This window comes from Synechococcus sp. H55.9 (genome assembly GCF_047462355.1).
In the GTDB taxonomy this organism is placed as follows: domain Bacteria; phylum Cyanobacteriota; class Cyanobacteriia; order Thermostichales; family Thermostichaceae; genus Thermostichus.
The window spans coordinates 29,589-31,474 of record NZ_JANSJB010000005.1 but is presented as its reverse complement, the minus strand read 5'-3'; the positions used below and the strand labels follow the sequence as shown (position 1 = coordinate 31,474).

Annotated in this window: 2 protein-coding genes; one reads left to right on the top strand and one right to left on the bottom strand. The window is 61.5% G+C overall.

Features of this window, described 5'->3' with window-relative positions; genetic code table 11:
- The coding region (locus NW857_RS01430) for a cytochrome c biogenesis protein (protein WP_414367771.1) at window positions 1-1,027 on the top strand (1,027 nt) is incomplete at its 5' end.
- A gap of 127 nt (window positions 1,028-1,154) precedes the next feature.
- Here the strand turns inward: NW857_RS01430 and NW857_RS01425 are convergent.
- Window positions 1,155-1,886, bottom strand: a 732-nt coding sequence (locus NW857_RS01425; RefSeq protein WP_414367769.1) for a sensor histidine kinase, incomplete at its 5' end; no start/stop codon positions are given.

The following is a 1,886-nucleotide window of genomic DNA, read 5'->3' as shown; positions in this document are numbered from 1 at the left end:
CTATCTGCCCCAACGCTCCCTAGAGGGGTTGCCGCAGCGGTTGCGCCAACGGGGTTATGCGGTGTTTGAGGAGGGATCCCGGCTCTACGCCCGCAAGGGGCTGATCGGACGGTTCGGCCCCATCTTGGTGCACGTCAGCCTGCTGCTGATCCTGTTGGGGGCCATCTGGGGCAGCATCGGGGGCTTTAAGGCCCAGGAGCTGATCCCCAGCGGTGGGGTTGCCGCCATTGAACATGTAACCGGGGCAGGGGATCTGGCTCATCTGCCCACCTGGCAAATTCGGGTTAACCGCTTCTGGATCGACTATGCTCCAGACGGACGGGTAAAGCAGTTTTACTCAGATCTCTCGATTCTGGATGGGGGACAGGAGGTCAAGCGCCAGACCATCTCTGTCAACCATCCCCTCTCCTACCGCGGCGTGACCCTCTACCAAGCCGACTGGGGCATCGACAGCATCCGCATCCGCCTCAACAACAGCCCCCCCTTCCAAATTCCAGTGGTGCCGGTGCCCACCCAGGCGGGCAGCAAGCTCTGGGGCGCTTTTGTGCCCACCCGACCGGATCTAAGCGAGGGCTTGACGCTGTTGTTGCCAGATTTGCAGGGGACGGCCCTGCTCTACGACACCCAGGGCCAGTGGGTAGGATCCCTGCGCCAGGGCATGAGCCTGGCCCTCGACGAAGTGGCTCCGCAGCGCTTTCCCAACCCCCTTACCCTGCACCTAGATGAGGTTATCGGCGCCACCGGCCTGCAAATGAAATCGGATCCAGGGATCCCTCTTGTCTATCTTGGCTTTGGGCTGCTGATGCTGGGGGTGGTGATGAGCTATTTCAGCTACAGCCAAGTTTGGGCTCTGGAGACGGAAGCAGGGCTTTACCTGGGGGGCAAAACCAACCGCGCCCTGGTGACCTTCGAGCGGGAGTTTGCCCACCTGGTGGAGCAGCAACTGCTCTCCTCTCCCCCTTCTCCGGCAAAAGAACTCAATCCCGCCGCTCGCGTCAGCGGGACGGAGTCCTTAGCCAACGGCTAGCCTACCCAAGTGGCGTCTGTTTGACCAACAACACTGCCCAGGGTTATCTAGCTCCCCTCTCCCTCAGGGAGAGGGGCTGGGGGTGAGGGAGTCCCTCAGGGAGAGGGGCTGGGGGTGAGGGAGTCCCTCAGGGAGAGGGGCTGGGGGTGAGAGCAGAACTGCCCAAATCCGGCAGGCTGACTGCAAACAGGGTGCGGTTCTCGCCGCTTTCCACCCGCAGGATCCCTTGCAGCAGCTCCACCGCCTTTTTCACCAGCGGCAGGCCCAAGCCGGTGCCCCCCTGGCGGGCGTAGTCCAGTTGCGGGATGCGGTGGAACTTCTCGAAAATGCGGGGCAGGTGCTCCGCTGGGATCTCGACGCCGGTGTTGATTACCTGCAAATGGAGACCCGAAGAATCGCCCGCCACTTCCAGGTAAACCTGCTGGCCAGCAGGGGTGTATTTGGCAGCATTGGCCAGCAACTCGCTGAGGATGCGGGTGAGCAGCCCCACATCGGTGCTGAACAGGATGGGTTCAGAGGGAATGCGGGAGACAAAAGTGAGCCGGCGCTCCTGAAAGCGCAGAGCAAAGGGCGGCACCAGCTTTTCCAGCCACTCTCGCACCTCGAAGCGGGCAATCTCCAGACTGCGGCTGCCGGCCTCTAGCCGCTGCAGATCCAGCAGGTCGTTGACCAAGTCCAGCTCTTTTTGCCACTCCTGTTTGAGGATGTGGAAATAGGGGATCTGCGCCTCGGAAAGACCGCGCACCTCCAACATTTTCAAAGCCATTTTCATGTTGGTCAGAGGCGTGCGCAGCTCGTGGGAGACCATGCTGAGAAACTCTTCTTTGAGCTCGTTGAGCCGCTGCAGTTGCCGGAGCTG